Annotated in this window: 22 protein-coding genes and 2 tRNA genes; 6 read left to right on the top strand and 18 right to left on the bottom strand. The window is 68.1% G+C overall.

Annotated elements, in window-relative coordinates; translation table 11 throughout:
• Positions 1–157: 157 nt before the first annotated feature.
• Both ACP59X_RS19425 and ACP59X_RS19420 read right to left on the bottom strand, forming a co-directional pair.
• Positions 158–1,147, bottom strand: a complete 990-nt coding sequence (locus ACP59X_RS19425) for a 2-hydroxyacid dehydrogenase (RefSeq protein ID WP_428561662.1) — start codon at positions 1,145–1,147, stop codon at positions 158–160.
• A gap of 41 nt (positions 1,148–1,188) precedes the next feature.
• Complete coding sequence (locus tag ACP59X_RS19420; protein WP_428561659.1) at positions 1,189–2,937, bottom strand: hypothetical protein; 1,749 nt, start codon at positions 2,935–2,937, stop codon at positions 1,189–1,191.
• 1,116 nt (positions 2,938–4,053) lie between these two features.
• Between ACP59X_RS19420 and ACP59X_RS19415 the strand changes: the two genes are divergently transcribed.
• Positions 4,054–4,908, top strand: a complete 855-nt coding sequence (locus tag ACP59X_RS19415) for a zinc metalloprotease HtpX (RefSeq protein ID WP_428561657.1) — start codon at positions 4,054–4,056, stop codon at positions 4,906–4,908.
• Between the two features lie 180 nt (positions 4,909–5,088).
• Here ACP59X_RS19415 and ACP59X_RS19410 read toward each other — a convergent pair whose 3' ends face one another.
• The 3 genes from ACP59X_RS19410 to ACP59X_RS19400 form a co-directional block, all read right to left on the bottom strand.
• Positions 5,089–5,670 carry an NYN domain-containing protein gene (locus ACP59X_RS19410; protein WP_428561654.1) on the bottom strand — a complete coding sequence of 194 codons (582 nt, stop codon included), beginning with the start codon at positions 5,668–5,670 and terminating at the stop codon, positions 5,089–5,091.
• 497 nt (positions 5,671–6,167) lie between these two features.
• The gene (locus ACP59X_RS19405; RefSeq protein ID WP_428561652.1) at positions 6,168–6,791 is read right to left on the bottom strand and encodes a class I SAM-dependent methyltransferase; all 624 of its coding nucleotides are present in this window, start codon (positions 6,789–6,791) and stop codon (positions 6,168–6,170) included.
• 44 nt (positions 6,792–6,835) lie between these two features.
• Positions 6,836–7,900, bottom strand: a complete 1,065-nt coding sequence (locus tag ACP59X_RS19400) for an ABC transporter substrate-binding protein (protein ID WP_428561649.1) — start codon at positions 7,898–7,900, stop codon at positions 6,836–6,838.
• A 638-nt stretch (positions 7,901–8,538) separates the two neighbouring features.
• Between ACP59X_RS19400 and ACP59X_RS19395 the strand changes: the two genes are divergently transcribed.
• Positions 8,539–10,017, top strand: a complete 1,479-nt coding sequence (locus tag ACP59X_RS19395) for an outer membrane homotrimeric porin (RefSeq protein WP_428561647.1) — start codon at positions 8,539–8,541, stop codon at positions 10,015–10,017.
• Positions 10,018–10,242: 225 nt separating this feature from the next.
• Here ACP59X_RS19395 and ACP59X_RS19390 read toward each other — a convergent pair whose 3' ends face one another.
• The 3 genes from ACP59X_RS19390 to ACP59X_RS19380 all read right to left on the bottom strand — a co-directional run bounded on the left by ACP59X_RS19390 (position 10,243) and on the right by ACP59X_RS19380 (position 12,108).
• The gene (locus ACP59X_RS19390; protein WP_428561645.1) at positions 10,243–10,554 is read right to left on the bottom strand and encodes an RNA recognition motif domain-containing protein; all 312 of its coding nucleotides are present in this window, start codon (positions 10,552–10,554) and stop codon (positions 10,243–10,245) included.
• Between the two features lie 193 nt (positions 10,555–10,747).
• On the bottom strand, positions 10,748–11,113 hold the full coding sequence (locus tag ACP59X_RS19385) for a DNA alkylation repair protein (protein ID WP_428561643.1): 366 nt from the start codon (positions 11,111–11,113) through the stop codon (positions 10,748–10,750).
• A 41-nt stretch (positions 11,114–11,154) separates the two neighbouring features.
• Positions 11,155–12,108 carry a hypothetical protein gene (locus ACP59X_RS19380; protein WP_428561640.1) on the bottom strand — a complete coding sequence of 318 codons (954 nt, stop codon included), beginning with the start codon at positions 12,106–12,108 and terminating at the stop codon, positions 11,155–11,157.
• 123 nt (positions 12,109–12,231) lie between these two features.
• Between ACP59X_RS19380 and ACP59X_RS19375 the strand changes: the two genes are divergently transcribed.
• Both ACP59X_RS19375 and ACP59X_RS19370 read left to right on the top strand, forming a co-directional pair.
• Positions 12,232–12,307 (top strand) — tRNA-Lys (locus ACP59X_RS19375).
• A gap of 11 nt (positions 12,308–12,318) precedes the next feature.
• Positions 12,319–12,394, top strand: a tRNA-Glu gene (locus ACP59X_RS19370).
• A gap of 169 nt (positions 12,395–12,563) precedes the next feature.
• On the opposite strand, the gene ACP59X_RS19365 is transcribed toward ACP59X_RS19370, so the two are convergent.
• From ACP59X_RS19365 to ACP59X_RS19345, 5 genes are read right to left on the bottom strand one after another with little or no spacing between them, the layout of a single operon-like run.
• The gene (locus ACP59X_RS19365) at positions 12,564–13,676 is read right to left on the bottom strand and encodes an ABC transporter permease (protein WP_428561637.1); all 1,113 of its coding nucleotides are present in this window, start codon (positions 13,674–13,676) and stop codon (positions 12,564–12,566) included.
• Positions 13,673–14,800 (bottom strand): ABC transporter permease, encoded by a 1,128-nt coding sequence (locus tag ACP59X_RS19360; protein ID WP_428561635.1) that lies wholly within the window; start codon positions 14,798–14,800, stop codon positions 13,673–13,675. The genes ACP59X_RS19365 and ACP59X_RS19360 overlap by 4 nt, the downstream gene beginning before the upstream one ends.
• Complete coding sequence (locus ACP59X_RS19355) at positions 14,797–16,539, bottom strand: ATP-binding cassette domain-containing protein (protein ID WP_428561632.1); 1,743 nt, start codon at positions 16,537–16,539, stop codon at positions 14,797–14,799. Before ACP59X_RS19355 ends, ACP59X_RS19360 begins: the two co-directional genes overlap by 4 nt.
• Entirely contained in the window at positions 16,536–17,537 is a 1,002-nt protein-coding gene (gene hlyD / locus ACP59X_RS19350) for a secretion protein HlyD (RefSeq protein WP_428561629.1), read from the bottom strand. Before hlyD ends, ACP59X_RS19355 begins: the two co-directional genes overlap by 4 nt.
• Positions 17,534–18,199: a CerR family C-terminal domain-containing protein gene (locus ACP59X_RS19345; RefSeq protein WP_428561626.1), complete on the bottom strand. Its 666-nt coding sequence runs from the start codon at positions 18,197–18,199 to the stop codon at positions 17,534–17,536. The genes hlyD and ACP59X_RS19345 overlap by 4 nt, the downstream gene beginning before the upstream one ends.
• A 310-nt stretch (positions 18,200–18,509) precedes the next feature.
• Here ACP59X_RS19345 and ACP59X_RS19340 point away from each other — a divergent pair, with 310 nt between their 5' ends.
• Positions 18,510–19,622 (top strand): carboxylesterase family protein, encoded by a 1,113-nt coding sequence (locus tag ACP59X_RS19340; protein ID WP_428569971.1) that lies wholly within the window; start codon positions 18,510–18,512, stop codon positions 19,620–19,622.
• Complete coding sequence (locus ACP59X_RS19335; RefSeq protein WP_428569968.1) at positions 19,565–20,197, top strand: carboxylesterase family protein; 633 nt, start codon at positions 19,565–19,567, stop codon at positions 20,195–20,197. The genes ACP59X_RS19340 and ACP59X_RS19335 overlap by 58 nt, the downstream gene beginning before the upstream one ends.
• Positions 20,198–20,285: 88 nt before the next feature.
• Here the strand turns inward: ACP59X_RS19335 and ACP59X_RS19330 are convergent, their stop codons facing one another.
• The 5 genes from ACP59X_RS19330 to ACP59X_RS19310 all read right to left on the bottom strand — a co-directional run bounded on the left by ACP59X_RS19330 (position 20,286) and on the right by ACP59X_RS19310 (position 26,182).
• Positions 20,286–22,118 carry a radical SAM protein gene (locus ACP59X_RS19330; protein WP_428561623.1) on the bottom strand — a complete coding sequence of 611 codons (1,833 nt, stop codon included), beginning with the start codon at positions 22,116–22,118 and terminating at the stop codon, positions 20,286–20,288.
• Positions 22,119–22,131: 13 nt separating this feature from the next.
• Positions 22,132–22,938, bottom strand: a complete 807-nt coding sequence (locus ACP59X_RS19325; RefSeq protein WP_428561620.1) for an ABC transporter ATP-binding protein — start codon at positions 22,936–22,938, stop codon at positions 22,132–22,134.
• 1 nt (position 22,939) lies between these two features.
• Complete coding sequence (locus tag ACP59X_RS19320) at positions 22,940–23,938, bottom strand: FecCD family ABC transporter permease (RefSeq protein ID WP_428561618.1); 999 nt, start codon at positions 23,936–23,938, stop codon at positions 22,940–22,942.
• Positions 23,939–23,985: 47 nt separating this feature from the next.
• On the bottom strand, positions 23,986–25,047 hold the full coding sequence (locus ACP59X_RS19315) for an ABC transporter substrate-binding protein (RefSeq protein WP_428561615.1): 1,062 nt from the start codon (positions 25,045–25,047) through the stop codon (positions 23,986–23,988).
• A gap of 391 nt (positions 25,048–25,438) precedes the next feature.
• Positions 25,439–26,182 carry a sulfite exporter TauE/SafE family protein gene (locus ACP59X_RS19310; protein ID WP_428561614.1) on the bottom strand — a complete coding sequence of 248 codons (744 nt, stop codon included), beginning with the start codon at positions 26,180–26,182 and terminating at the stop codon, positions 25,439–25,441.
• Between the last annotated feature and the right edge of the window lie 4 nt (positions 26,183–26,186).

The raw sequence follows: 26,186 nt of genomic DNA, 5'->3' as shown, positions 1-26,186 counted from the left end.
CTCGCAAACTGAGTTCGCTACTCGCCACAACGTCCTTATGGAGGCACAGTCCCTAGTGTTGCGTCCCTCAAAAAATACGATCGTATTTTTTAAGAAAAAGTAATTATTCCTTGGTGTTGTACTTGAAGAAGTAAATGTCCTCTTCGCGGACGCGACACTAGGCTCCCGGCTCGAGGACCTCGGGGTTGAGGCAGCTCGGCGGGCGCCCGCCGGTCAGCATGGCCAGGAGGTTGCGGGCGGCAAGCGTCGCCATGCCGTCGCGGGCCGTTTGCGTGGCCGAGCCGATGTGCGGGGTGATGACGATATTTTGCAGGCTGGTCAGGCTTTCGGGCAGGGGCGCCTCGACCTCGAAGACGTCCAGGCCCGCGCCGGCGATGCGGCCTGCCGCCAGGGCCGCGGTCAGGGCGGCCTCGTCCACGATGGGCCCCCGGCCGGTGTTGACCAGGATGGCCGTGGGCTTCATCCGGGCAAAGGCGGCGGCGTCAAAGGCGTGGCGGGTCTCGGGCGTCAGGGGCGCGTGGATGCTCACGATGTCGGCCGCCTCCAGAAATTCCTCGAAGGGCAGGCGCCGGGCGCCCAGTTCCTTTTCCAGGGCCTCGTTGGGCCGCCGGCCGCCGGTGTAGACCACGGGCATGGAAAAGCCCCGGGACATGCGGGCCATGGCCGTGCCGATGCGGCCCGGGCCGTAGATGCCGAGCGTCTTGCCGGTGATCTCCTGGCCGAGGAAGGTAAACGGCCCCCAGGCCGGCCAGATGCCCCGGCGCAGGAGCGTGTCGGTCTCGGCCACGCGCCGGGCCACGGCGAAAACCAGCGCCCAGGCCATCTCGGCCGTGGCGACGGTGAGCACGTCCGGGGTGTTGCACACGGGGATGCCGCGCCGGGTGGCCTCGGCCACATCGATGTTGTCGAAGCCCACGGCGTAGTTGGCGTAGCCGCGCAGCCTGGGCGCGGCGTCGAAGAAGGCGGCGTCGATGCGGTCCACGAGCTGGCCCAGGACCCACTTGGCCTCGGCCGCGCCGGCCAGCAGTTCCTCGCGGGTCATGGGCCGGTCGTCCGGACCCAGGCGCAGGTCGCAGCGCTGGCGCAACAGCGCCAGGCCGGCTTCGGGAATCATTCGCGTCACGAGGACGACGGGGCGGGCAGCCATGACGGGCCTCCTGCGGGTTGGCGGGTCGGTTGGGCGCCGGGTCAGGGCGTCGACAGCACGCGCCGGTATAACGCCGCGCCCGTGGCCGTGTCGAGCCAGCGCTTCTCCGGGCGCTCCACGGTCTCGGCCAGGAGGAGGGCCCCGACCGGCAGGAAGGGCGGCAGGGGGGTGATGACCGAAGCCCGGCGCGTAAGGGCCGTGGTGTCGGTCTTATCCAGCAGGGCGATGGTGAAAAAGCCATGGGGCTTCATGGCCGCGTCGGGGTTGTCGATGCGCAAAAAGGCCAGGCGCTCGGGTTTGTCCAGGGCGCAATTGAGGTAGTAGTGGTTTTCGTCGGCAACCAGCGACACGGCCACGGGCTCGACCCGCTCCACTAGCGAGAAAAAGACGATCAGCGCCAGGCCGGCGGCCTGGAGGGCCGCGCCCGTGGCCTTGTGGCGCGTGCGGGCGGCGACGGCCTGGCCGGCGGCGAAAAGCCCGAGCACCCCGGCGACGCTAAGCCCCAGGCCCAGGGAGGCGTTTAGGCCCGCGCCTTCGTGGTCCAGGAAGTCGTAGGGCAGCAGGTAGCCGAAGTGGAAGTGGCCAAGCAGGGTGAAGAGCTTGTCGTAGGGGACCGAGTAGTTGCGGCTGTCGAGAAAGGCCTCGGGCCAGCGCACGAACACGCACAGCAGGCAAAACGACAGCAGGAAAAAGGGCAGGGCCAGGAATTTGCCGGCCCGGTCCGGCTCGGCCAGCCAGCGGGCCAGGCCCCAGGCCACGAGCGGCATGGCCGCCATCCAGTTGCGGGCGGCGTAGGCCTCGCTGCCGTTGGCCCAGAGCATGGTGAAAAAGTAGGCCGCCAAAAGGCCCAGGACGATGCGGCCGGTGCCCTCGCGGTCCCGCCAGACGAAAAAGAGCCCGACCAGGGCCAAAAGCAGGTGGGGGGCGTTGGGCAAAAGCCCGTGGCGCATGTCCAGGAGGTTGACCACGACCCGGTCGGGGATGGCCAGGGGGCTGACGGGGAAGGCCGGGTTGCCGCCGCCGATGGGGGCGCCGAACAGGGCCTGGTTGTAGAGCAGGAACAGGCCGAACATGGCCCCGGCCAGGCCGAGCATGGCGGCCTGGCGAGCCCGGGGCAGGGCCGGGCGCAGCGAAAAAAAGACGATGCCGAAGGCGGTAGCCGCTTCCAGGGAGAGTTTGACGTGGACAAAGGGCAAAAGGCACAGCCCCAGCGCGGCTGGCAGGGCGTTTTCCGGGCGTTTGTACCGGCCCGAGACGAAAAAGAGCAGGACCACGGCGTTTACGGTAAAAAGCAGGACCTCGGCGAAAAAAAGCCGCAGATAGGGCAGGACCGGGCAGGCGAAGGCCACGGCGGCCAGGGTGGCGAGGCAAATGCCGCGGTCGAAACGGCGGGCCAGGGCCGCGAACAGGGTGGCCAGGCCCAGGCAGCCCACGGCAAAGGACAGCCAGCGCGCGCCGTCGAGCCCGAACAGCGCCAGGGCCGGCGCGCCGAGAACGGGGTAGACCACGGAATGGATGATCCGCCCGGCCCGGCCGACCGGGCTTTCGGCCAGGGGGGAAGAGACGCCCGCGTCGGCCAGCATGTCCCGCCACAGGGCGTCGGAGGGATGGAAGCCCTGGCCGTGGAACAGGCCCAGGCCGTAGGCAGCGTAGCGGACCTCGTCGCCGGTGAAGCGCAGCGGCCCGATAAGCAGGGCGTGCACGGCCCACAGGGCCAGAAAAAGGCAGGTCAGCGGCAGGGCGGCGTCGGGTCGGCCGGGGCGCGGCGCGGCGTTTGGAAGGTGGTGCATGCTGACGGGAAAGCCTTATGCAAAGCGGGGTTGGCGCTTGGCGCAAGGTGGCGTAGGCGGCCGGGCTTGTCAATGGGGAGGCGTCGGGAGAGGCGCCGGGCGGCGGGGTGGTGAACTTTTTGCGAAGATTTTGCTTTACAAATTTGGCGGAGGGATTATTTCTGGAATCAACGGCAACCTCGAATATGAGGTCGAACCCGAGCAGGAGGGAACGCCGCGACGAATGCCATCTCCCATACCCGGCGAAGCGAGTCGCCCCGCAAACTTGGCAAGATACGACGCACGTCGTAGCCACAAAGGCGAAAGGACATATCCGATCGCCAGGAAAAGCGAAGCGGTACGGCCAAAACGGCCGAGAAAGACCGTCGCAAGCGAGTTGGGTGCAAAGGACCTGGATTCGACAACGCGCAAGACACCTGAAGCCGGAGGTCAATCCGATGGGCCAGAAACGCCCATATCCGGCGAAAAGAGTCGCCTTTTGACGGCGGCCGCCCGGCGGCCGCGAGCGCGGGGGCCCTACCACCCCCGCCGGGAGAGGCGCGACCGGTACGGCCACGGGGCCGATAATTCCGGCGCGAAATTGTCGGAACTGTAAAAAGTTGCAACCGGTAACGCCACGGACGAACGCGTACCGGAGGTTTAAGCCAACGGGTTTTATGACGCCATATCCGGCGAAAAGAGTCGCCCTGAACTGACGGCCGCCCGGTGGCCGTAACGGCGAAAGGACTTCCCCGATCGCGGGCGAGGCGGCCAACCCCCCGCCACAAGGCGGCAGGCCGCTTCGGAAACGGGATAAGTGATTCGGATTCCGGAAACCGAGTGGATAATCGGGTCCCAGCGGCCCGCAAGCAAGACGAGAGTTCCCTCTCCGGCGAGATGCCTCGCCGCGCAGCCGCGGAACCGGAGGTTCTCTCCGGAACCCGCTTGGCGGGAGCAACCGCACTCCCGCCAGCGCCAGGGCGCGGACCGGTTGCAATGACCGGATCTGTCCGCCGCCCGTAACGGAAGGGTAACGGAATACGGTTTAGAGCAACGCGCAAACATGACCCATCCGCCTCGCCTGGCCCGCAAAAGGACCGGGCGAGGCTTTTTTCATACGGGAGGACGGAAGCCATCATGAGCAGCCAGATCAAGACAGCCCTGCTTCTCGGACTGCTGACCGCGCTCATCCTGATCGTCGGGCAGGCCATGGGCGGACGCCAAGGCCTGGTCATCGCCTTTGTCATGGCCCTGGTCATGAACCTCGGCAGCTACTGGTTCTCGGACAAGATCGTGCTGTCCATGTACGGCGCCCGGGAACTCTCCCCGGCCGACGCCCCGGGCCTGCACGCCATGGTCGAGGAACTGGCCCGCAACGGCGGCATCCCCAAGCCGCGCGTCATGATCGTGGACCAGGAAGCCCCCAACGCCTTCGCCACCGGCCGCAACCCCGAACACGGCGTGGTCTGCGTCACCGCCGGCATCATGCGCCTGCTGTCGCCCGAGGAACTGCGCGGCGTGCTGGCCCACGAGCTGGGGCACATCAAAAACCGCGACATCCTGGTGCAGTCCATTGCCGCCGTGCTCGGCGGCGCCGTGGTCATGATGGCCAACATGCTGCAATGGGGCGCGATTTTCGGCATGGGCCGGCACAGCGACGAGGAAGGCGGCGGATCCGGGCTGCTCGGCGGGCTGCTCATGGCCATCTTGGCCCCCATCGCGGCCTCGCTGATTCAGATGGCCATCTCCCGGTCCCGGGAATACCTGGCCGACGCCACCGGCGCCCGGCTTTCCGGCACGCCCCTGGCCCTGGCCGGGGCACTGGGCAAGCTCGACGACTATGCCCACCGCATCCCCATGAATGCCAACCCGGCCACGGAAAACATGTTCATCGTCAATCCCTTCGCCGGCATGTCCATGGCCTCGCTGTTCTCCACCCACCCGCCCACCGAGGAACGCATCCGCCGCCTGCGCGAAATGGCCGGCCGGTAGAACAGGGCACGGCAGGACGGGAAAGGGAAGCCTCCGGCGGCCAGGAGGGGCGACGGCCCCTCCTGGACCTCCCGAAAGGGGGCGTCGCGGGGCCGACATTGCCGGGCGGCACGCGCCGGTCAAACAAACAAGCCCCCCGCAACGCCGTTGCGGGGGGCTTGTTGCGTGTGAAGGGTTGGGTTAGCGGGCGACTTCCTGGGCGAACTCGTCGATCCAGTAGATGCGGTCGGCCCGGCATTGCAGGTCCGTGGACACGCCGTTTTTGAAAACCAGCAGCTCGAAGCGCTTGTTTTTCTCGGTGATGAACTCCACGGCGTCGAGCAGATCGCTGTCGCCCGAGGACAGGATCAGGGTGTCGTAGTTCTCGATGTGGGTCAGGGCCAAGGTGGCCAGGCCCACGTCCACGCCTTTTTGCTGTTCGCGGCTGAGGCGGTGCTTGTGGTCGTTGGGGCAGGTCACCGGCACCTTGCGCCGGCACTGCTCGCAGTAGAGGTCGGTGATCTCGCTGGCCCGCAGTTCGTAGAGCTTGGTGATGATCTTCGGTCCCAGAGGCGGGGCGCTGCGCATCCAGTTGTAGAAGGCGACCTGGGAATCGGGCGTGGGATTCGGCACGGAATTGAGATAATAGGCGCGCCAGAGTGGCTCTTCGATTTCCAATTTGTTTCTCAGTTTGACATAGTCAATGCTGTACTCGCGACTGTAAATGGATTGTCCCCGGTACATGTAGCCGGCATCGATCAGCCAGAGTTTTCGATTGATCATAGGCAAATCCTTTAGGTTTATCTGTTCTTTATCAAAATGGCAGGAAGTTGCAGACGTGATGGCCGCACAGCGCCATAGTTTTATATACGCGAAATCCGACCTGGCGGAAGGAAAATCTCAAGGAATATTATTCTTGTAATTTTAGGTGGATAGTAAATATCGCGTCCGCAAGGCCGGCGCCCGCAAGGCGAGTGGCCAAGCGGTGGGCGTCCGCAAGGGAAGCGCCCAAGCGGCAAGCGCCCGCAGGGCAGGCAACCGGGAGGCAGGCGTCCGCAAGGCAATCGACCGCAAGGCAGTTTTCCGCACGGCAAGCATCCGCACGGCAGGCGACCGGGCGGCAGGCAACCGGGCGGCAGGCGACCGGGCGGCAGGTGACCGGGCGGCAGGCGACCGGGCGGCGGGCGACCGGGCGGCAGGCAACCGGGCGGCGGGAGGGTGGGGCGGCCGGGATCGGCGCGGCGCTCGGATGGCGCCGATCCCGGCTGGCCCGGGTGAGGTCAGGCTTTGCGCAGGGACACCCACACGCCATAGGCGTCCTGGGTCACCGTGGCCTGGGCGATGCCCGCCGCTTCGAGCACCCGGGGCAGGTAGCCCTCGGCCTTCCAGTCGTTGCGTTCGTCCTTGACGCCGTCGCCGGCCCATTTGGGCCGCATGGCCCGCACTTCCTCGATGGGCTGGTAGCGGCTGAAGCCGCAGCCCACCAGCCCCGCCCCGCCCGGGGCCAGCACCCGGTACAGCTCGGAAAAGGCGGCCACGTGGTCGGCCCAAAACGGCACCGAACCCCGGCTGATGAGCAGGTCCACGGACCCCGCCTCCAGGGGAATGGCCGTGACATCGGCCTCGAGGAAGCGGAACCGCGCCTCGGGCAGGCCGTGGCGGGCGACGTTTTCCCGGGCCATGTCCAGCACTTCCGGTTTGGCGTCGAGGCCGACCATGTCCAGGTCCGTGATCTTGGCCAGCTCGATGATGACCGCGGCGCTGCCCGTGCCGACGTCGAGGCACAGGCCCTGGCGCACGCCGCAGTCGTCCACGATCTGGCGGGCCAGCAGCGGATACATGGACGCGAAACGGTGGTTGGCGTCGTAGATGTAGAAATCCCGGTCGAAGGTGGCTTCGGCCATGACAGCTCCTTGGGGGTTGTCGGGTTGCGGCTTTGGGGCGGGCGTCAGGGCACCGCCGGGGCCTTGCCCTGGAGCAGGGCGGTGGCCTGGGCGTCGGTCAGGTCCACCTGGAGGAACAGTTTGAAGAAGGCCTTGGTTTCCTGCGCCATGTCGTAGGGGAAGGCCTCGGGGTAGAGGATGTTGGCCAGCCATTTGAGGCACAGCAGGCGCATGAAGGAGGGCGGGCGGTCGAACCAGCCGAAGGGCGCGTCCGGCAGCAGGTAGACCCGCCCGGCCTTGACGGCCGGGATCTCCCCCCAGGCCGGCGAGGACAGGATCATGTCCCGGCAGGCGGCGTCCTGGGCCAGGATGACCTGGGGGGCAGAGGCGACCACCGCTTCCATGGGCACCCGGTCCATGCCCTTGCGGTCGGTGGGTGGCTGGGTGTGGACGTTGATGCCGCCGGCCAGGTCCAGGACCACGGTGTGGAACGAACCGCCGCCGTCGGTGTACAGGCCGTCGCCGCCCTCGGCATAGTAGACGGTCAGGCGCTTGTCCTGGGGGATGCCGGCCAGTCCCCGGCGCACGGCGGCCAGCGTCTCCTCGGCCGCGGCGGCCAGTTCCGCGGCCCGCCCCCGGCGGTCCAGGGCCTCGCCGAGCAGGCGCCAGGCGGCCGGGTAGTCGTTGGGGGATTGGCTTGCGACATGGACCACGGGGATGCCCCGGGCGGCGAAGAAGGCCTCGAAGGCGGCCTGGGGCTTGGCCATGGAGCCGCTGACGACAAGGTCGGGCTTGGCCGCGGCCAGGGCCTTTTCGTCGGGGGTTTCGTCCTTGCCGAAAAAGCCGCCGAGCACGGGCAGGTCCTTGGCGCAAGCCGGCAGGAAGGGCAGGGTCGGCGGCAGGGGGGCATAGTTCCAGCCGGCCAGCAGGCAGGGGTCGAGGGCATAGACGAGCAGGCTGTCCGGCGGGGAAAGGGCATAGACCCGCTTGGGCGCGTCGGGGAGGGTCAGCCGCTGGCCATCGGCATCGGTCAGCGACCGGGCCTGGGCGGTTGCGGCCCAAAGGGCCGCCACGGCGACCAGGGTCAGGCTGGCCAGGACGGCGGGACGTCGGCGGCGATGGTGCGGCATGGCGGTGGCTCCCTTGGGCCTGGGCGGTTGGCGGCACAGGTCCGGGCCAGCATACCGCGAGGCCCGCAAAGCGGGCAACGGGACAGTGGATATTGGTTCTTTCGTTATTCCAGGTGGATAAAAAGTTATTTCCAGACAAGTCCTGTCACGCGAAGGCCGCAAAACGGGCGAGTGCCCCCTGGGCAGGGCATGTTGCCCTGGCGCGACTGGAATGGTGGGCGTGAGGGAGCGATCGGCCGATGCTCTGCCAGGTATTTGGGCGGAGCACGGATTGGTCAGCCTGTGTTGCGTGGGGGAGTGGAAGGCATTTGATGTGATCTTGTGGGTAAAGGTGATGTCGCTATGAAGCTGTTGCTCGTGCATGGATCACGAAAATCAGGAAATCGTGACTGTAGTTATGTTGTATTATATTGTAAAAGTATGAATACTGCATTCATGACACAGAAATTACAAGGTGCGTGACGGTGGCTTTTCAGTGGTCATTTTATAATATGCTGAAATTATAGTATATAAAACCGTATTACGATTTGCTGTCAATCTTTCCGATCTATAATCTTTCCTTCTGGCCTCAGTGCCAGAGGCCAGGGCGCGGCGGCGCGAGGCAACGGCGGCGTAGCATCGCCAACGAGGGAGGAAAGATGAAAAAAGCATTTGTCTGGGCTTTGGCCGTCATCGGGTGTCTCGGCATGTTGGCCGAGGCCCGGGCGGCCACGGAAGTGAAAATTGTCGGCGACGCCCTGGTCTACGGCGTCTACTACTCCAACCGCAACTTCACCGGCTGGAACGCCGGCACCTGGACCTCGGCCACGCCGACCTGGAAGGGCGCCGGCACCAAGACCGAGGAAAGCTTCCAGATCTGGGAGCGGTTCCGGTGGCGCACGGACTTCATCGCCAGCGAGGCCGTGAAGTTCCGGCTGGCCCTCAAGGTTGAGGACACCTGGGGCCACGGCACCTTCACCGCGGCCAACCCGGCGGTGTCGATCATGCCCTACCAGGCCTATCTGCAGTTCAAGGTGCCGGGCTGCGCCTTCGAGGCCACGGCCGGGTTGCAGCGGGTCGACCTGCCGCAAAGCAGTCTTTTCTACGCCTCGCCGGTGTTCGGCGACAACGCGGCCGCCCTGGTGGTCCAAGGGCCGCTGATCGACAAGACCTTGTCCATCCTGGCCGGTTTCGGGCGCCTCATCGACACCAACCGCACCTACGACACCACCACCACCCAGGTGGCCGACGAACTGGACCTGTATTTTCTGGCCGTCCCGGTGACGGTGGAAGGGTTCAAGGCCACGCCGTGGGGTGCTGTGGCCGTGGCCGGCCGCAACGCCGACTACTTCATCAACAAGGGTTCCCAGTACGGGTCGTCGTATTACGCGGACACCCTGACCTCGGCCGGCACGTACATTTCGCCCAAGCTGTGGAAAAACGACCAGAATCCCTTCTGGTGGGTGGGCGGCGCCTTCGAGGTCAGCGCCCTGGATCCGGTGCGCTTCTACGCCGACGTGATCTACGGGGCCGGCGCCCAAAGCGACCGCAAGAAAAACCGCCGCGAAGGCTGGTTCCTCGACCTGGGCCTGGAATACACGGGCTGGGACGTGCTCACGCCCCAGGCCTTCGGCTGGTGGTCCACGGGCGAGGACAAATCGACCCGCAACGGTTCCGAGCGCATGCCCCTGGTGCGGCCCAACTGGGGTCCGGGCAATGGCTTCCTGTTCGACGACAGCCAGGAACTGGTCAAGGATTCCAACGTGGGCATGAGCCCGGTCGGCTCCTGGGGCCTGGGCGCGAGCCTTAACAATATCAGCTTCATGGAAAAGCTGACCCAACGCCTGACCTTCATGTACGTGGCCGGCACCAACTCGGCCAAGGCCATCCGTTTCCTCAACGACGCCATGGGCAGCAACCCCTATTTCCAGATGGGCCGCGACCTGACCGTCAACGAATACGTCCTGGGCGTCAACCTGGACACCAAGTACATGATCTACCAGAATTTGGCCGCGATCGTGGAAACCGGCTGGGCCCACGGCGAGTTCCAGCAGAGTGTGTGGGGACACCGGCTGGTCAGCCAGTCGCGTGACGGCGACACCTGGAAAGTGGCCTTCGGTCTGTCGTACAAGTTCTAGCCGGCTTCGGATCCGGCGACGGTGTTCGCCGCGTTGTTGTCGCCACGCCGCGCACGGCCGGGGCCTTCGGGCTCCGGCCGTTTTGCTGCGGCCTTTTGGGCAATGAAAAAGGCCGGAACGGATGTTCCGGCCTTTGCAGTGCGCAACGGCGAAGGATCCCGGCGCGCTGTCCGTTACGATGCGCGCATGCCGTCGGACAGGCAGGGATCGTCGAGGCAGCGAATGCTACCAGCGACCGCCGCCGCCACCGTAACCGCCGCCGCCGCCGCCGCGACGCGCGCCGCCGGTACGGGGTTTGTCCTGGGCCTCGTTGACCTTCAGGGTGCGGCCGCCCAGTTCCTTGCCGTCCAGGGCTTGGATGGCGGCGTTGGCGCCCTCGTCATCCATCTCCACGAAGCCGAAGCCGCGCAGACGGCCGGTCTCCCGGTCGGTAATGAGGTTGACGCTGATCACTTCGCCGTAGGAGGCGAAATGGTCGCGGACGTCGTCTTCTGTGGAGGAGAAGGACAGGTTGCCAACATAAAGTTTCTTCGACATGTACTGTAGCTCCGGTCTTTGGCGTGATTCGTTTTCGGCGTTTTGGGGGTGGACTTCCATCGGGGGCAAAGCGGCGAAAGGAGACATGCGCGTTGATAATATTATCCCATTATACACACGCCGAATACAAACACAACAACAATGTGGCCGGTGGAGCGTTTTTTTTCGGATTTTTTGCAAGCGAAAACGCCGCTTAGGCCAGGCCTTGCCGGGCGGCGGCGCGCTTGTCCGCCGCAGGCGGCCGGGTCAGTTCGCGCAGGGCCTCCCGGGCGGCGAACCGGGCTGCGGGTTCGCCCCGGGCGAGCAGGCCCCGGGCCGTGTCCAGGGCGGCCTGGCGCAAGCTTTCGCTGCGCTTGCCGATCTGGCGCAGGACCCAGCTGGCGCCTTTCCTGACCGGTTGCCGGTCGTCGGCGGCCACGGCGGCCACGGCCGCGAGGTCGGCCCGGAACACGGCTTCGTCGGCGGCCTTGTCGTGCACGGCCAGGCTGGCCAGGCAGGTCAGGCCGGCCCGCTTGACGAAGGGCGCCGGGCGGCCCGGGCAGCGGGAGTTCGTGCCCATCCCGCCGCGATCCGCTGCCGTGCGGTTCCTGGGCATGCGCCCTAGCCGAGAAGCCCGTAGCCGACGGTCACGGCCAGGATGCTCGCCGCCCGCAGGGCCTGGTTGTGCACGATCAACCGCATGGCGTTGCCGGGCGAGAAGATGCCGGCGTAGTACGGGAACTGATGCCGGAAAGCCCGCATGGGCGTGGACAGGATGTTGCCGATGAGCAACGCCAGCACGACCTGCCGGGTGGTCAGGTCGCCGGCCCCGAGCATGGCGCCAGCGGCGGCCAGCCCGGCCGTGAATTCGGCCACGACCTGGAACATGACGATGCTCACGGCCTGGGGCGTCATGAAGGACAGGAAGGCGAGGTGCTGGGAAAGCCACTTTTCGGCGGCGTCGAAGGCGCCGTACACAGTCAGGTAGTGGATGCCGACATAGATGGGCACGGTGAAAAGGACCATGGAGCGGATGCGGCGGGTAAAGCGCTTCCAGCCCTTGGCCAGGGCTTTTTTCCAGGAAAAGGTGTTGTCGCCCAGGTGGCAGACGACGCAACCCTCGGCCAGGGGGGGCAACAGCAGGCGGCCGTAGACCAGGATGGCCGCGGTGCGCAGCAGGGCGGCGAGCAGGGTCAGGCCGACATAGACGAGGGAAGGACGGGTGCCGAGAAAGGGCACGGTGATGAAAAACATTTGCGGCAGGTGCAGGAAATAGGTGGGCAGGCTGTTGAAGAGGTTGGCCAGGACGAGTTCCCGGTCGTCGAGCTTTCCGGCGGCATAGGCCTCGGACAGGAGGGAGTTGGCGGCCAGTCCGGAGAAGAAGGCCATGGAGAAGCTGGCGCCGACAACATCCTTGAGATGGCCCAGGCGGATGATGGGTGCGGCCAGCCGGGCCAGGAACCGGGTCCAATTGAGGGCCTCGATGCAGTTGGCCACGAGCAGTCCCAGGGCCAGGGACGCAAGCAGCCTGGCCAGGGGCCAGAGCAGGGAATGCCAGAGGTGGGCGATGTCCATGGAGGGGCAGCTATAGTCAGGGGTGGCGGATTTGGGAAGCCTGGCCGGGGAAGTTTTTTTGATGGACGCGAAATAAAACGTTGACAGTCCGCGAGGAAGGGCATAGTGACATTCTTCCCGTGTGGGCCGTTAACTCAGACGGTAGAGTATCTGCCTTTTAAGCAGAGAGTCGCTGGTTCGAGCCCAGCACGGCCCACCAGCGCCAAGTCCGTCCCCATCGTCTAGTGGCCTAGGACGTCGGCCTCTCACGCCGATAACAGGGGTTCAAATCCCCTTGGGGACGCCAAGAAAGTTCAAGGGCTTACAGCAAAAACCGCTGTAGGCCCTTTTTCTTGCCCCAGGCTATCCCCAGCAAATGCCGGCATTTTTGGCCCCGCCCCGGGCGGCGGCTTGGCCTGCGCCCTTGGGCAGGCCCCAGAAAGGGCCGCCGGTCGGGGCGGGCGGGGTTGCTGCCGTCAATCCAGACCGCGGCGGAAAAACCAGCCGGCCAGGGCCAGGGTGACGACCGCGATGACCGCCAGGGGCCAGACCGTGTCGACGACCATGGCAAAGGGCATGCCCTTGAGCATGATCCCGCGCACGGCCAACAGGAAATGGCGCATCGGGTTGGCCAGGGAGAGGAGCTGCAACACCTGGGGCATGGTTTCCAGGGGCGTGGCAAAGCCCGAAAGCAGGGTCGCCGGGATCATGAAGGTGAACGTGCCCAAAATGGCCTGCTGCTGGGTGCTGCACAGCGACGAAATAAACAGCCCAAACCCGACGACCGAGAACAGGTAGAGCACCAGGCAAAACCCCAACGCCCCCAGCGAGCCCACGCAGGGGATGCGAAACAGGCCGATCGCCACGGCCACGATGGCGATGCTTTCCACCGTCCCGAGGATCATGGCCGGAAGCGTCTTGCCGGCCAAGATCTCCCAGGGGGAAAGCGGCGAGACGAGCAGTTGGTCGAAGGTCCCCAGCTCGCGTTCCCGGGCGACCGACAGGGCGGTGACGATCAGCCCGACGACCATGCTGAGCATGCCGATGAGGTTGGGCACCGTGAACCAGAGGTAGTCGAGGTTGGGGTTGAACCAATTGCGGGCGACCAGGGTCGCGGGCAAGCCCGTTTGCCCGCGCGCGGCGGCCAGGTCGTCGTTATACTGTTTCACGATGAGCCCTGCGTAGCCTTCCACGATCTGGGCGGTGTTGCTGCGCCGCCCGTCCAGGATGAGCTGCGCGGCGGCCTGCCGCCCGGCGGCCACGTCGCGGGAGAAGCCCTGGTCGAGGACCAGGACGGCCATGGCCCGGGCATTCTCCATGGCCGGCGCGACGCCGGCCTGGCCGGGCAGCCGGAAAACCTTGGTGAAGTAGGGCGAGCCGGCGAAGCGCTGGGTCAGTTCCACCGCCGCCTTGCCCCCGTCCTTGTCGAGCACGGCCAGGGAGATGTTTTTCACCTCGAGCGTGGCGGCAAAGGCGAAGATGCCAAGCTGCAGGATGGGCGGCATGATCAGGGCCATCCGGCTTTTCCTGTCGCGCAGCACGGCCAGCAGTTCCTTGATGACCAGGGACCGGATCCGCCCGATGTTCATGTCAATGTCCGGCTCGTGTTCTTGAGGGTGAGGCCGAACAGGACGGCGGCGATGCCGGCCATGCCGGCCATGTTGGGCAGCAGCAGGTCCCAGGAGTCGCCGACGAGGAACAGGGTTTTCAGGCACGAGACATAATAGCGGGCCGCGATGCAGCGCGAGAGGAGCTCGATGGGCAGCGGCATGCCGGACGTCTCGAAAACGTAGCCGGAAAGGAAATAGGCCGGCAGGAAGGCGGCCAGGATGGCCGACTGGGAGGCCACGAACTGGCTGTTGGACAGCGAGGAGATCAGAAGCCCAAGCCCCAGGGCCGAAAGCAGGAAAACCGAGGAAACGATGACCAGCGCGCCCACCGAGCCGCGAAACGGCACGTGAAACACGGCCAGGGTGATGGCCAGGCACAGGAACATGGCCGCCATGCCCAGCAGGAAATAGGGGATGAGCTTGCCAAGCAGCATTTCGAAGCGCCCCACCGGCGTGGCGAGCATGGCTTCCATGGTGCCGCGCTCCCATTCCCGGGCCACGACCAGGGCGGTGAGCAGGGTGCCGATCAGGGTGAGGTTGATGGCCATGCCGCCCGGCAACAGGCTGTTGAGGCTCACGAGCTCCTGATTGTACCAGGTGCGCGGCAACAGTTGCACGAGCGGGGCCGGGGCGGCATGACGTTCTTGGTCCCGCAGCGCAAGCCAGGTCTGCCAGACGCCCATGGCGTAGTTCTGGAGGAAGGTGGCCGTATTGGGCACCGAACCGTCGGCGATGACCTGGAAGGGGGCCGCTTGCTCGGCCCGGGCCAGGTCCCGGCTGAAGGTCGGGGGAATGATCACCAGGCCGTAGAGCGAGCCGTTTGTGAGGCCGTCCATGAATTCCCGGCGGTCGTTGCCCTGGCGCACCGCGAAAGACTTGGTGGCCCGAAAGGAAGCCGCCAGGTCCCGGGCGGCCGGGGAATGGTCCTCGAGGGCCAGGCCGATGGCCAGGTGCTCGATGTCCAGGTTGGTCGAGTAGCCGGCCAGGAGCGTCAGGAAGACCGGCAGGACGAGACCGATCAGGATGGAGGAGGGATCGCGCAGGATTTGCAGGGCTTCCTTGACGAGGATGGCCCGAAGCCGGCGCCAGGCTGCGGTGTTCATGCCGCTGTTTGCGCCTCCTGGGCCTCGTCGCTGCGGCTGACCAGGCGGATGAAGGCTTCCTCCAGGCCGGGGTCGGCCGTTTCCGGTGAGCGGGCCGCGTCCTTGAGGTCGTCGGGCGAGCCGATGGCGATGACCCGGCCCCGATAGACCAGGGCGATGCGGTCGCAGTATTCGGCCTCGTCCATGAAGTGGGTCGTGATCATGATCGTCACGCCGCGTTCGACCATCCCGTTGATATGCGTCCAGAATTCCCGGCGGGTGAGGGGGTCGACGCCGGAGGTCGGCTCGTCGAGGAACAGCACGGCCGGCTCGTGCATCACGGCGCAGGCCAGGGCCAGGCGTTGCTTGAAGCCCAGGGGAAGGGTGTCGGCCGAATCGGCCAGGTGGGGGCCGAGGGCGAAGGTCTCGATCATGTTCGCCATGGCCGCCTGGCGCCGGGAACCGGCCAGGCCGTAGATGCCGGAAAAAAACTCCAGGTTCTGGCGGGCGGACAACGTGCCGTAGAGGGAGAATTTCTGGGACATGTAGCCGATGCGCGCCCGGGCCGTGCCGGGGCTGTGGGCCAGGGACAGCCCGTCGACCAGGGCCTGGCCGGCACTGGGCGTAAGCAGCCCGCACATCATCTTGAAGGTGGTGGACTTGCCCGCGCCGTTGGGGCCGAGCAGGCCGAAGATTTCGCCTTGCCGGATGGCGAAGTCGATATCCTTGGCGGCGGTGAAGGCACCGAATTGCTTGGTCAGCTTCCTGGCCTCGACCACGGCGGCCGGGCTTGGGCTTTTGGGCGCCATGTGCTGGGCCAGAGCCGAAACCCCGCCCGGGCCGCCGCCGAGGATGTCCAGGAAGGCATCCTCGAAACGGGGGGGCACGGGGACGAGCGCGGCTTGCGGGCCGGCGCGCAGGGCGGCCAGGTCGATGGCCGGCGCCCCCTTGGCCGCCACGAGGCGGACATGGCGCCCCTGGATGACGCCGTCGAGGATGCCGTCTTGGCCCAGGGCCCGGCGCAGGACGGCCCGGCGGTTGCCGGCGATGCCCCGGACCTGGAAAACCCGGTCGCGCACCCGGCCGGTCAGCGTCGCCGGCGGCCCGTCGAACAGCAGGCGGCCCCCGGCGAAAAGCAGCACATGGTCGCAGGCCTCGGCCTCGTCCAGGTAGGAGGTGCTCCACAGCACGCCGATGCCCTGGGCGGCCAGGGCTTGCACCATGCGCCAAAGTTCGCGCCGGGAGATGGGGTCCACGCCGACGCTGGGTTCGTCGAGGAGCAGGAGTTCCGGCTGGCGGATCATGGCACAGGCCAGGCCGAGCTTTTGCTTCATGCCGCCGGAAAGCTTGCCGGCCAGGCGCCGCGTGAACGGCCCCAGGCCGGTGAAGCCGAGCAGCCGCCCAAACGCCGCGTCGTAGTCGGCGGCGGGCAGCCCGCGCACCTCGGCGTAGAGCCGCAGGTTTTCGATGACGCTCAAGTCTTCGTACAGGCCGAATTTTTGGGGCATGTAGCCGATGCGGGCATGGATCGCCTCGGCCTGGGTCGCGGGGTCGCAACCGAGCACGGCGAGGCTCCCCTGGGTTGCCCGCAGCAGCCCGGCCAAAAGCCGCAGAAAAGTCGTCTTGCCCGCCCCGTCGGGGCCGATGAGCCCCGTGACCTGGCCGGCCCGGATGCTTGCCGTGACGGCTTCGAGGGCCGGCGGCGCGCCCCGGCCGAAGCGCATGGTCAGGCCTTGGGCCGTGACCAGGGGCGGGGTCATGGCCTCGCCCCCGGGCCGGGTTGCGGCACCGCCCGGACGGTGACCGGCATGCCCTGGCGCAGGCCGTCGTCGGGGGCCTCGATCACGATGCGCAACCGGTAGACCAGGTCCGTGCGCAGGGCCTCGGTCTCCACGTTTTTCGGGGTGAATTCGGCCACGGGCGAGATGAAGCCCACGGTCCCGGCATAGGGCGCATCCGGCCGGCTGTCGGTGAAGACCTGCACGGGCAGGCCGAGATGGACCCGGCCCAGGTCCGGCTCGGGCACGTAGGCCCGCACCCATACCGGCTTGTCGAGGGAGACGGACAGGACCGTGGTGCCGGCCGCGACAACGGCGCCCGGCTCGCGGACCCGGGACAGGACGCGGCCGTCGCTTGGGCATACCAGCCGGGTGTCGGCCAGGTCCGTCGCGGCCAGGTCCGCCGAGGCCTGGGCGGAACGATAGGAGGCCTCGGCCGCGGCCACGTCCTCGGCCCGAAAACCGGCCAGCTGCAGGGCCAGCGCCTTGCGGGCCTTTTCCCGTTCCGCCCGCAGGGCGTCGCGGCTGTAGCCGGCGGATTCGCTTTCCTCGACGGAAACGGCGTCGCTGCGCAGCAGGCTGTGGCGGCGGCGGGCCAGGCGGTCGGCGTTTTCCACCTGGGCTTCGAGCTGGGCGACCTGGGCCCGGGCCTGGGCGATATCCTCGCTACGGGAGCCGGCGTGGTACTTGTTCATGGCGGCCAGGGCCACGTCCCGTTCGGCCGTTGCCTTGGCCAGGCTCTCCGCGTAGGGCTGCCCGTCCAGTTCGGCCACGACGTCGCCGGCGCTGACCCGGTCCCCCTCGTCGACACGCACCGCGGCGATTTTGCCGGGCACGCGAAAGGCCAGGTCCACCTGGCGGATGTCCACGTTGCCGTAGAGCCGCAGGCCGTCGGTGCGGTGGCCGTTGCGGCTGGCGGCGTACCAGGCCAGGCCGCAGACGACGAGGCCCACCAGGAGCCAGAGGGATTTGCGCCTCATAAACCACTCCCGCGCGGTGTCGGCCCAAACCCGGCGACCAGGGCCTCGGCCTGCCTGACGCAGACCGCGACGATCGCCATCACCTGGGCTTCGGACAGCCTGTCGCTGCCCACCAGGGCAAGCAGGCTCGGCATGCCCACCCGAAAGATGAACATCTGCCCCATGAAGGACATGGTGTGCAGGTACAGTTCCAGCGACCCGGCCGGAAGGTCCAGGAGACGGCCGAGCAGGTCGCCGAGGGCCGTGTGGATTTGCACGAGGAATTGGTCGTGGACGATGCCGAAACCGGCCGTGGGCGCGATTTGTTCCTGCAGGATGATCTGGGCGCAGCTGCGCGACTCCGGGCTGTCGAGCAGCGCCAGCACCAGGATCCGCACCACCTCGCGCAGGGATTGGAGCAGCTCTTCGCGTCCGGTCGCGGGTGTGTCGCAAACCGCGCGCAATCGTTCCAGGCAGGGGGCGATTTCCTTGAGCTTGATCCGGACGATGTGTTCCAGGACCGCCCGATAGAGCCCTTCCTTGCCGCCAAAGTGGTAGGGGATGGCGGCGAGGTTCACGCCCGCCTTTTGGGCCAGGGCCCGGGTGGTGGTGGCTTCCAGGCCGTGCAGGCCGAAAAGCAGCAGGCCGGCCTCGACAAGTCGCCGTTTGGTTTCACTTTCCATGGGATGCGCCTGAGTGGGCCGGGTTGTGTGACGACAATTTCATTCATTCGAATGAATAAATGCCGTCGGTTTGTCAAGCCCGGCCGCCGGCCAGGGCGTCACGCGCGGCTGGTCGCTGTCTGACGGACCCGTTTCATCGGAATCATCCCGGCCCGGCTGGTGGTGCTGGTGAAGGCCGGGCGTCGCACTCTCGGTGCGTTGACCCGCCCGCTTGGCGTATGCCAAGGTGCGGCTCCGCAAAAAGGAGCCTCACCTTGGCCTGGTTCCACTTTCAGAAGGCCCTGCGCGCCCTCACGGGCCGGCGCACCGGATGCTGGCGTGGGGCCGAAGTGCCACTGCGCCCCGAAATCGTTGCCTTACCCCCTGCCGCCGTTTCCCGGACGATCCGGGCGCCTCGCCGCAAGGAACTGCCGGGGGGAAGCGTTTGGCGGTCCTTGCTGCTGGCGGCGTGCCTCCTTGGGCTCCGCGTCCCGACCCGGTCCGGCGGCGCGGCCGCGGCACCTTCCGGCCGGGTCGCCCTGGACAGCGGCCCGGTGCTCGGTCTGGAGGAGGGCGGGGTGCGCCGTTATCTGGGCATACCCTATGCCGCCGCGCCGGTGGCGAGGGCCGTTTCCGGCCACCCCGGCCGGTGACGGCCTGGACCGAACCGCGCCAGGCCGTGGCTTTCGGGCCCGCTTGTCCCCAGGGCGGACCGTTGGCGGGCGGTTGCGCCGAGGATTGTCTTTTCCTCAACGTCTGGGCCCCGGCCGGGGAGACGGCGGGCGAAGCCCTGCCGGTCATGGTCTGGATGCACGGTGGCGGGTTCAACTTCGGGGCGGCTTCCCAGGAGGAATACGAAGGGAGCAACCTCGCCCGGCAGGGCGTGGTGGTCGTGACCCTCAACTATCGCCTCGGTCCCTTGGGTTTTCTGGTGCATCCGAAGCTGGCCGCTGCGGCAAGCGGCGGCGTCTCGGCCAATTACGGCCTGCTGGACCAGATGGCGGCGCTGGGTTGGGTCCGACGCAATATCGCCGCTTTTGGCGGCGATCCCGGGCGGGTGACCATTTTCGGCCAATCCGCCGGCTCGCGCTCGGTGTCCTTGCTGTGCCTGAGCCCCATGGCCCGGGGGCTGTTCAACCGGGCCATTGCCCAAAGCGGCGGTCCCCTCAACGGTTCGGAATACCTGGCCGCGGCCTTTGACGGCGACCCGGGACACGCCGCCGCCATGGGGCGCGAACTCAGCGCCCGCCTCGGCTGCGCCACGGCCCCGGACGAGGCGACCTGCCTGCGGGCCGTCCCGGCGCGGGAGGTGGTCAAGGCCGCCGACTGCCGCACCGGCCTTTTCGATGAGGGCCTTTTTTCGCTCCGGTTTTCGACGGCCAGGTTCTGCTCCATGATCCCGCGACTGCCCTGGGCGACGTCGGCCACTCCCGGGTGCCCATGATCCTGGGCAGCACGGGCAACGAAAGCACGACCTCCCTGCGGGGTGAAACAGGACTCGACCGGGCCAAGTACCAGGCCTTTCTCAAGGTCCGCTTTGGCGACCGGACGGGCGAGGCCGAGCGGGTGTTTCCCGCTGCCGCCGACGCCGACGTGCCCGGGGCCATCGACCGGGTGGTGACCGTGGCCGTCAATGCCGCCCCCGCCCGTCTCATGGCCCGGTCATTGGCCGGCGCCCGCACCGACGCCTTCCTCTACCGGTTCACCCGGCGGCCGGATACGGCGCGCGGCCGGGAACTGGGCGCTTTCCACGGCGTGGACCTGGCCTACGTCTTCGGCAATATGGCGGACCCGGGCTACACGGAGCTGGACCGGGAACTGTCGCGCCTGGTCATGGCCTATTGGCTCAATTTCGCCAAAACCGGCGAGCCCAACGGGCCGGGGCTGCCTGCCTGGCCCGTTTACGAGGCCGCCACCGAGCAGAACCTCGATTTCGGCGACACGATCCGGGTCGAAGCGCGGTTGTACCGGACGTCGTGCGATTTCAGCGACCAGGTGTCGCGGTTTCGTCCGAAATGACGCCATCGTGCGGTCTGCGGCCAGATCATCGTCGGACGGCCCCTTTTGCAGGCTGCGGTGGTATCCGCCGAAGCGGCCCCTGGCTGTCTCAGGAGAACCGCGCCTCCCCGCCAGCGCTTCCCGGCGTCGCGACTGCCTGCCGAAACCGCCACAACCGGCTGGGCTTGGCAAAGGACCGGTTGATCGTGGCCAGCGGATAGGCCTGGCCGAAGACGAAGGCGTGATAGGCGGCCGCGTCGGCCTCGATGTCGCAGGTAAACCGGTCCGGGTGCAGCTTGCTGGCCAGGTAGCGCAGCCCCAGCACCCATTTGGGCGCGCCGAAGTCGCTGGCCGGCACCGGGGAGGTGTACACCCGCCCGGTGCGCACCGCCGCGACGTCCAGGCGAAGGGCCCGGCAGTCGGCCAGGAAGGCCTCGGGCGCGTTGGACAGGAACGCCGAGATGAAGATGACCTCCGGGTCCAGGCGGGCCAGGGTCTCCACGTCGATGCTGCGCCCCGGCCGGCCCCGCAGGTCCAGGCTGGCGTTGACGCTTTCCCCGCCGGCCACGCCGACGAGATGGTTTTCCAGGCGGCTGCCCATGATGGCGAACAGGGGCTTGCCCATGGCGTAATAGGTCCTGGGGCGGCGGCTGACACCGGCGACGGCTTGCCGGGCCGGCTCCATCAGGGCGGTCAGGTAGTCCACAAGCCGCTCCGCCTGGGACCTACGCCCGAGGACCTCGCCGAAATGGCGGATGAGGCCGAGATAGCCGTCGATGGTCTGGATGTCGTGGTGCAGCCGGGTGAGCATGCCCTGGCCAAGCAGGTGTTCCCAGGCCAGGACCACCTCGGCCTGCTCGTCGACCCCCATGGCCAGGCACATGGCCTCCACGATCTCCAGGCCCCGGGTGAAGGGATAGCCGCCCTGAAACGCCCCCTCGCGCAGCTGTGGCGGCGAGACCGGGCCGGTGATGGCCGCGTCCCGGCCGCAGCGGCCGCAGCGCACGTCCCCGTGCGCCGTCTGCGGCGCCGGCGACAGCAGCCGCGCCCCCATGGGGCCGTAGAAGTCGCGGGCGACGATGCGCTCGCCGCAGTCCGGGCAGACCGTGTCCAGGTCGCGGGAGCCGGGGGCATTGAAGACGTAGGTGAAGGGGAGGCTGCCTTGGCGCAGCTCCCGGGCGAAGGCCTCGGTGTCGGCGATGGCCGGCTCCAGGGCCGGGTCGGCCGCCTCGATGGGCACGTAGCGCATGAGCTGCAGGGCCATGTCCGGGGAGATCTCCGCCAGCAGCCTGGCCAGCAGCCGGGTGTCGTCCCGGTTGTCCAGGCGGTCCATGCAGGCGACCTCCACGTGGGTGCCGGCGGCGGCCAGGGCTCGGATGTTGCGCACGACCACCCGGGGGTCCCCGCCGCCGCAGGCCCGGATGCCGTCTGGCCCGGCGCCCTTGACGCCGATGTTGACCGCGTCGAGCAGCCCGAGAAGCGGCGCGAGGGACGCCTCGGTGAAGTAGGCGTTGGTGGCGCAGGCCACCAGCAGCCCCCGGGCCTTGGCCAGGCGGGCCACGTTTAAGAAGGTGTAATAGGAGGCCAGGGGGTCGTTCATGAGAAAGGCGATGCCCCGGCAGCCCTGGGCCTCGGCCATGTCCACCACGGCCTCGGGGGCGAGGTGGCGCAGGGCCGGGCTGTCCGGGGGCATCTCCCGGGCCGTGACCGTGGCGATGCAGCCCGGGCAGTCGAAATTGCAGCCGATGGTGCTTATCTGGAAAAACGGCGCGCCCGGGTGGAAATGGAGCAGGGGAATGGTTTCCACGGAAATGGGGGCGGTGATGAGGTAGCGGTCCGGGTAGCGTTCGACGACCGTGTCGCCCTGGCGGGCATACCGGCCGCAGGCGCCGCTTTGGCCGGGGGCAAGCGCGCAGCCGCGCGCGCAGACGGGGCAGTGCATGGGGACTCCTTGGTTAGGGGCGGCCGGGCGCCTCCCGGCACAACCGGCTGATCCGGTCCGGGACGCAGACCCGCAGGGCCGCGGCAATGGGGAAAACGGACACAGCCAGGCCGTAGAGGCGGCCCAGCGCCTCCCCGGTGACCACCGCCGCCGGCGGGCCGTCGGCCTCGATCCGGCCGTCGCGCAACAGAAGCACGCGGTCGGCCACCCACAGGGCATGGTCCGGGAAGTGGGTGGTCATCACGCAAGTGTAGCCTTCGCGGCAAAGCCCGCGCAGGATTTCCAGGAACCGGGCCTGGTGGCCGAAATCGAGGCCGGTTATGGGCTCGTCGAGGACCAGCGCCTTGGCGCCCTGGGCCAGGGCCCGGGCCAGCAGGGTCAGTTGGCGCTGGCCGCCGCTTAATTGGGTGACGGGCGTGTGCGCCAGGTGGGCGATGGCGAAGCGGTCGAGGGCTTCCAGGGCGATGTCCCGGTCCCGGGCGGTCGGGGGTCCGAAGAAAAACGACCGGGCGGCGCGGCCCATGAGCACGGCCTCGAGCACGCTGTAGGCGAAGGCGGGCTGGTGGGCCTGGGGCACGTAGGCCACGGCCGCGGCCAGTTCCCGGGGCGGCGTGGCGTGGGCCGGCCGGCCGCGCACCAGGGCTTGGCCGGCGGTCGGCGGGAGCAGCCCGAGCAGGAGCTTGAGCAGCGTGGTCTTGCCGCAGCCGTTTGGCCCGAGCAGGCAGACGAGCTCTCCCGTACCCACCGCGAAGGACACCCCGTCGAGCACCGGGGTGCCGTTGTAGGCGAAGGCCAGGTCTTGCGCCGCCAGGATTCCCATGTCAGCCCCAGGTCCGGCGCGAATGCCTGAGCACCAGCGGGAAGAAGGGAATGCCGGCCAGGGCCGTCAGGATGCCCAGCGGAATCTCCACGGCGAAGGCCAGCCGGGAGATGTCGTCGACGAGCAGCAGGTACAGCCCGCCGAGCAGGGCGGCCGTGGGCAGCAGCCGCCGGTTGGACGGCCCGACCAGCAGCCGGCCGGCATGGGGGATGATCAGCCCCACCCAGCCCACGAGCCCGGCGATGGAGACCGTGGCCGCGCTTAAGACCGTGGACAGGACGATGAGCCAAAGCCGCACCGCGCCCACGGACAGCCCGAGACTTCGGGCCTGCTCGTCGCCGAGGCTCAGCAGGTCGAGCTGGCGGGAAGAGAGGAACAGCCCGGCCAGCCCCAGGACAAACAGCGGCGCCGCCTGGAGAACCGTGCCCCGGTCGGCCCGGGACAGGCCGCCCATGAGCCAGTAGGTGATGGCCGGGAGCTGGTTGGTGGGGTCGGCCACGTATTTGACCGCCGCGAGCAGCGCGGTGAACAGGGCGGTGCTGATGACGCCGCCAAGGACGAGCAGCAACAGCCGGTCGCCACGGCTGACCCGGGCCAGCCCCAGGGCCAGGCCCACGGCGGCGATGCCCCCGGCGAAGGCGCAGCCCTGGACCAGCGTCCAGGGAAGGCCCGCCAGCATGCCCAGGGCCGTCCCGAAGGAGGCGCCGGCCAGCACTCCGAGCAACCCCGGCGAGACCAGCGGATTGACGAACATGGACTGGTAGGCCGCGCCCGAGGCGGACAGGGCCGCACCGATGAGCACGGCCGCCGCAAGCCTCGGGGCGCGGATGTCGCCGAGCACCACGCCGACGAGCCTGGCCCGGTCCGTGGCCGGCGGCGCGGACGGGTCCCAGGCGGCCAGCAGGCAGTGCCATTGGTCGGCCAGGGAAATGGGGTAGTTGCCGACCGTCAGCGACCAGACAGCCGCGACGAGCAGCAGCGCGGCCAGGGCCCAGGGCATGGCGTTCGTCCGGCGGGGTGCCTGGCCGGGGAGGGGGCGGCGCGGGCTCACGGCCTGGCGGCTGCGCCCGATTCCAGCAGGGCCCGGGCCTGGGCTTCGGTCAGGTCCTTGTCCCAAAAAAGCTTGCAGAAGGCCTGGGTCTCCCGGGCCATGTCATAGGGAAAGGCGTCCGGATACAGGGTATGGGCCATCCACTTGAGGGCCAGCAGGCGCATGAACGAGGGCGGCCGGTCGAACCAGTTGATGGGCAGGCTCGGCAGGCCGACGACCCGGCCGTCGCGCACGGCCGGGATGACCCGCCAGGTCGGCGAGGCCTGGATGGCGGCCTGGACCTTGGGCGTTTGGGCCAGGATCAGCTGGGGCGCGTAGCCGATCACCGTCTCCATGGTGACCTTGTCCATGCCGTAGCGCTGGGTTTGGGGCGTGGCGTGGACGTTGATGCCGCCGGCCATCTCCAGCACCTGGGTGTGGAACGAGCCCCTGCCGTCGGTGGCCAGGCCGTCCTCGCCCTCGGCGTAGTAGACGCGCAGGCGTTTGTCCTCGGGGATGCCCGCCACCCCCTTGGCGATGGCTTCCAGGGTGTCCTGGGCGTAGGCGCCCTGGGCTTCGCCGCGCGCCGGGTCGCCGAGGAGCCGCCCGAGCAGTCGCAGGGCCTTGGGATAGTCGGCCACGGTGCCGCTGTCGATATGCACCACCGGGATGCCGAGGCCCGTGAAAAAGGCGTCGAAATCCCGGTTGGACCTGGCCATGGTGCCGCTTATGACGAGATCGGGGGCGGCGGCGAGCAGCGCCTCCTTGTTGGGGGTCATGCCCTGGCCGAAAAAGCCGCCCAGCACCGGCAGGTCGCGGACGCAGGCCGGATACCAGGCCTTGGCCGCCGGCGGCTGGGGCATGTTCCAGCCCACCAGCAGGCAGGGGTTGATGGCGTAGACCAGCAGGGCGTCCGGCGGGGACAGGGCGTAGACCCGCTTGGGCGCGTCGGGCACGGTGACGGTCGCGCCGAGGGCGTCGGTGACGGTGGCCGCCCGGGCCTCCCACGCGCAGCAGACGGCGACCGCCAGGGCCAAGGCCGGGAACACACGGAAAACGGGCGGCAACCGCAAGGGCATGGCCGGCCTCCTTCGGGTCTGGGATGTTGATGGCTGGCGCGCCGTCCGCCGCGGGCCGGGCCCGTGGGACCCGGGCGCGGCCACGTCTTCGCCACGGCGCGTAAGCGTGGAGGATACGCCGGGGCAACCGCCGGAGACAACCGGACAGTGCCGCATCTTTTGCCTTCTATTCCAGCCTGATGGTTGCGCCGTTCCGTCTATTTGCGCTCACGTGGATTCCAAAAATACGGCCAGTGACCCCAAAGGCCCAGCCTGGCCTGCCTGTTCGTCACCGGCGGGCCAAGGGGAGGTGGCCTCGTTCGAAGCCGGAGCGGCAAGCTGGCCCCGCCCGTTCGGAGCGGGCGCGGCAGGGCGCCCGGGAAGGCGCCTGACCGGGAGAGGAGGAAGCGGCCTACCCGTGCCCGAGCACGTCCGCCAGCAGGGCCGCCCCGGACAGCACCAGCAGCACAAGGACCAGGCGCCGGAAAAGATCGGCGCTCACCCGGTGGCAGGCCCGCGCCCCCAGCCAGGCGGCAACCGCCACCGCCGGCAGCATCAGGCCGAAAGCCTCCCAGGCCGGCCGGGTCAGTTTGCCGGCCACGCCGTAGCCGAGGAAGGTTACGACCTGGATGGCCAGGATGTAGGATTGGACGATGCCGCGCTGCACGTCCTTGTCCCAGCCCCGCACCGTGCACCACAGCACGGGCGCCGGCCCGTTGAGGCCGGCCAGCCCCCCCATCACCCCTCCGACGAATCCGGCCGCGCCGTCGGCCAGCCTGCCTCCGAACCGGACGGCCGGGCGGGGGGGAGCCAACAGAAGATAGGCGCCGTAGGCGACGAGCACCACGCCCACCGTCGCCTTGAAAAGCCGCAGGTCCAGGACGCCGAGGAGCAGGACGCCGATGGGTACGCCAAGGACGCCCCCGGCCAGAAACGGCCGCAGCCGGGGCCAATCCAGGCGGGCCCAGATGGCGGCAAGGGACGTGGCCTGGGTGACGATGGAGCCGAAGACGACCATCGGCCCCAGCAGCGGCGGGTCGAGCTGCCAGGCCCAGAAGGACAGGGCCACGAGCCCGAAGGCGAAGCCCGACACCCCGGACACGAAGGCGCCGGCCAGGGCGCCGGCCAGGATGGCCGCCGTGGCGTCGCAGCTCATGCCC

It is taken from the genome of Solidesulfovibrio sp. DCME, from assembly GCF_049995385.1.
GTDB lineage: Bacteria > Desulfobacterota > Desulfovibrionia > Desulfovibrionales > Desulfovibrionaceae > Solidesulfovibrio.
The sequence above is the reverse complement of the archived record's forward strand: the minus strand, read 5'-3'. Positions and strand labels throughout refer to the sequence as shown.